Here is a 4,429-nt window from a genome sequence, read left to right as displayed (position 1 = left end):
TGGTCAGTATTATTTATTTGAGTCCAGTGGCTAACTTATTCTTGAAATTTAGGTTTTATTTATTAGCTGGGATACTGTGCTATTTCAAGATATTAGCCACTTTCAGCATTTCATTTTCAGTGTCGTCTGCCAAAGTAACTTGCATGACTAGTGCTTCTCCCTTCATCAGTAGTAACTTTAGTCGCATAACCATTCTTTTTAAGGAAAAGGGTTCGCTCTGAGTTAAATCATTCATTTGTACAGTATCATCTCATAAATTAATTATAATATAACACCCATCAGCGCACCTTCCACTTAATGGAGAAGTCGTTCAGCTTTTCCTTCTTTTCAAAGTGTTCCTTCACCCGTGGGACGACCTCTTTGCCGTAGATTTCAATCGCCCTTAGTACGTCCTCGTGGGGCATTGAGACAATCGGCAAGTGGAGGTAGAAACGCTTCAGCCTCAGTGTATCCATCAATTTGATGATCTTGTTAGCGACGGTCTCAGCATCCCCCACGAAGATCACCCCGTCGTCACCGATACCATCGAGATACTGCTCGTACGTCATCCCCGACCATTGCTCCCGTTCCTGACTAATGGTGTCCACCAGCAGTTTTGTTGGGTAGAAGTATTCCTTAACCGCCTTCTCCTTATCGTCGCTCAGCCATCCCCAGGAGTGGGTGGCAATTGGCATCGTGCTTAGTTTATGGCCGGCCTTTTCCGCCACCGCCCGGTAGAGCTTAGTCAACGGCTTAAACGAGACGAGCTTCCCGCCGATGATTGCGTAAACGGTCGGTAAGCCCATCTCGGCGGCCCTGATGGTGGAATTAGGATTGTCGCCACTGGCTATGAAATGGGGAGTTTTTTTGACTGCGGTGGTAGATGCCGGTATGGTCAACTTTCGGCGTGAACTTTCCTCCTGGCCAATTGAGAATTTCATGTTGGTTGATCTTCACCAGCATCTCAAGCTTTTCCTTGAAGAGTTCGTCGTAATTCTCGAGGTCATAGCCGAACAGGTCAAAGGCTTCGGTAAAGGAGCCGCGGCCCGCCATGATCTCAATCCGTCCGGGAGCGGCAGCATCAATCGTCGCATACTGCTCGTAAACGCGGATCGGGTCAATTGTCGGCAGGTTGGTGGTGGCGCTGGAGAGATGAATTTGCTTTGTCTGCGCGATGGCCATCGCTAGCACGATTTCGGGCGCTGAGACGGCAAAATCCTTTCGGTGGTGTTTGCCAATGGTATATACGTCAATCCCCAGCTTATCAGCCAGCGTAATTTCTTCCAGTAAGTCACGGATACGCTCATCGTGACTGATGGCTTCGCCGGTCTTCTCAAGCGGAGTAGTTTCACCAAATGTAAAAATTCCCAATTCAACTTTCATAAGCGGATGCTCCTTTCACTTATTTATGTAATGGTAGTTTATAATAATAAATTTTATATTACAACGATTATTAACGATTTCTGATTTTGGTGGAACTGACTAAATGGCTTGAAAAATGTTGTGGCTTATATTGATCATAAACGTCTCCCAGCTTTGTTAGTCTCTAAGGTAAAAAGCATCAGGCAAATAAAATGACAATTAGCCGTTGACTGGTATAATCAAAAGCAAATATGATCGGAGGACGGCTAGCATGAAGAAAGTTCAGAATATTGTGATTGGGTTTGGCAAGGGTGGCAAGACGCTTGCCAAGTTCTTAGCTCAGCGTGGCGAAGAGGTATTAGTGGTGGAAAAGTCACAGCAGATGTATGGCGGGACCTGCATCAACATTGCCTGCTTGCCATCGAAGCGGTTGGTTACGGAAGCGGCACGGGGAACCGACTTTGCGACGGCCATTAAGGGAAAAATAGAGATGGTCGCGCAATTACGGAATAAGAATTACCATATGCTGGCGGACGAGGAGACGGTCACGGTGTTGGATGGGACCGCTCATTTTACCGGCAACCATACGATCGCGGTTGAAACGGCCACCGGAACCGAAGAATATGAGGGCGGGCGCATCTTTACCAATACCGGTGCGACCCCGAATATCCCCGCAATTCCCGGCCTGAAGGATAGTCAAGCACTCCTGACCTCAACAACCGCGATGGAACTGCCGGAACTACCCGCTAGGCTGGTGATTATCGGGGCGGGCTATATTGGTCTTGAATTTGCGGCGATGTTTGCCAGCTTCGGCGCGCAGGTCACAGTGCTGGATCACCATGCAACTTTCCTGCCTCGTGAAGATGATGACGTGGCGGCAATGGTAAAGGAAAACCTGGCGAAGCTCGGCGTTGAGATCAAGATGGGTGTTGCGATTAAAAAGGTCACGGACGAGGCCGGTCAAGCGGTGGTTAGGTACGAAGAGCAGGGGAACGAGCAAGGCGTTTCGGCTGATAAAATCCTCGTGGCGGCCGGTCGTCACCCTGTTACCGAAAACCTGGGCCTCGAAAATACCGACATCCAGTTGACGGACCAGGGCGCAATCAAGGTTGATCCTCATCTTCATACTACCGTTCCAAATGTTTGGGCCATCGGCGACGCAAAGGGCGGTCCCCAGTTTACCTACATTTCGTTAGACGACTTCCGGATCATCAAGGACGAACTCTTTGGTGACGGGACGCGCCAGACGACCAACCGGGGTGTGGTTCCGACTAGCGTCTTCATCGAGCCGCCACTGTCACAGGTGGGCTTAACCGAAAAGCAGGCCCAGGCGGCGGGGAAGGATTACCAGCTATTCAAGCTGCCGGTTGCCGCCATTCCTAAGGCGAAAGTACTGAAAGATCAGCGGGGGATGTTGAAGATGCTGGTTGATCCGGCGACAAAAGAAATTATCGGGGCGACGATCTACGCCCCTGAGTCACACGAGATCATTAACATGGTCGCCCTCGCAATGCGGGCCAAGCTCCCATACACCATGCTGCGCGACCAGATTTACACCCACCCGACGATCAGCGAAGGCTTCAATGATTTATTGAAGAAGCCGGTGAAATAAAGATAAGGTACTAGCTTCATGAATTTGGCGCTAGTGCCTTATTTCTATGCATTCTTACTCTGAACCGCGGCTAATTTCCTGCTGTCAATCGAGACGGGGAGCGCAATCGTCAGGGCCTTGATCAGGATTATATCCATGATGGTGATAAAGGTGATCGTTAACAATGTAACCGCCGTTTGAATGATTAACAGGTGGAAGCCACCGCCGAATAGTAGGCCGTTGGGGACCTGGCCACTGATCTGGTGACTCGCAAAAATACCGGTCGCAATACTTCCCCAGATGCCGCTGATTCCGTGACAGCCAAATGCGTCAATAACATCATCGATCGCTAAGTGTGGCTTAACCTGGGTAATAAACGATTGGCTGATCACGGCCCCGACCATGCCGATGATCATCGAACCACCTAGTGTAACATAGCCGGCGTTGGGAGTAATGGCGACGAGCCCGGTGACGGCCCCGTTGCAAACACCGGCAAGGGTAACGTGGTTCAACCGGTAGCGGTCCAGCAGCATCCAGGTAACCATTGCCGTTGAGCAGGCAATCGTGGTCGTTAACATGGCCTGAACCGCGGTATCATCCACGGCCAAGGCGGATCCGGCGTTAAAGCCATACCAGCCGATCCACAATAGCGCTGTCCCGATTAGGACCCAGGAAAGGTTGTTGTGTTGGGCGTAGACTTCCTTGCGGCGGCCGACCCATGCGGAAAGGATCAAGGCGGTGATCCCGGCATTGACGTGGACGACCAAGCCACCGGCAAAGTCAACCGCCCCGAGGCTGGCGAGGAAGCCGTGCGGTGCCCAAACCATGTGGACCAGCGGGTAGTAGACGAAGATCGACCAGCAGATCGTGAAGATGATTAGGAAGTTAAAACGTCCGTGACCAACCACCGACCCGCAAAAGATCGCCGGGGTAATGATTGCGAACATCATAAAAAACATGGTGTAGTCACCGATCGGGATCCCGGTTTTCGTGACTGCGTTAATGGAGACGTTAATCATCAGTATGTTATGCAGGTTGCCGATTATCCCCCAGTGGTTGCCGGAGAACGAGAGGGAGTAACCGACCGTAATCCACAGAATGACGGCCAATCCACACATCATAAAAATAGTGAGCAGCATATTATTGGCATGCCGGTGATTGATTAGACCACCGTAGAAAAATGCTAACCCTGGCGTCATCAGTAACACTAGAATACTAGCAATCATGACGAATAATGTGTTTGCTTGTGACATGTAGACCATCTCCTCGTATTGTTGGGAATAATCTACCATCTTTGCGCAGCAGTCACAATGGATTGTGCGAAATATCGTGGAATCATTTGTGTGAAGTGCTTTCACTCTGAAAAATGATTAGTATCTGGGACAGTTTGGTTAAGAATATATTAGCCGCCTGCCATGCGTTCGCTGTATAGCAGTATTACAATTAAGTAATACCGTAATTATAGGATCGCGCCTGCACTTGTAAGTGAAATAATCT

The 4,429-nt window shown here is 49.8% G+C and carries 2 protein-coding genes and 1 pseudogene; 1 reads left to right on the top strand and 2 read right to left on the bottom strand.

Annotated features, from left to right (window positions below; all coding sequences use genetic code 11):
- Nucleotides 1–278: 278 nt before the first annotated feature.
- Nucleotides 279–1,362 (bottom strand): annotated as a pseudogene (locus ACI31H_RS07890) (LLM class flavin-dependent oxidoreductase).
- Between the two features lie 250 nt (nucleotides 1,363–1,612).
- Between ACI31H_RS07890 and ACI31H_RS07885 the strand changes: the two are divergent.
- Nucleotides 1,613–2,953, top strand: coding sequence for an FAD-dependent oxidoreductase (locus ACI31H_RS07885; RefSeq protein ID WP_138464485.1), 1,341 nt, complete (start codon nucleotides 1,613–1,615; stop codon nucleotides 2,951–2,953).
- A gap of 44 nt (nucleotides 2,954–2,997) precedes the next feature.
- Here ACI31H_RS07885 and ACI31H_RS07880 read toward each other — a convergent pair whose 3' ends face one another.
- Complete coding sequence (locus tag ACI31H_RS07880; RefSeq protein WP_439771433.1) at nucleotides 2,998–4,185, bottom strand: ammonium transporter; 1,188 nt, start codon at nucleotides 4,183–4,185, stop codon at nucleotides 2,998–3,000.
- Nucleotides 4,186–4,429 lie beyond the last annotated feature (244 nt).

Source organism: Limosilactobacillus sp. (assembly GCF_051873035.1).
Classification (GTDB): Bacteria; Bacillota; Bacilli; order Lactobacillales; family Lactobacillaceae; genus Limosilactobacillus.
This window is presented reverse-complemented; position numbering and strand designations above follow the sequence as displayed.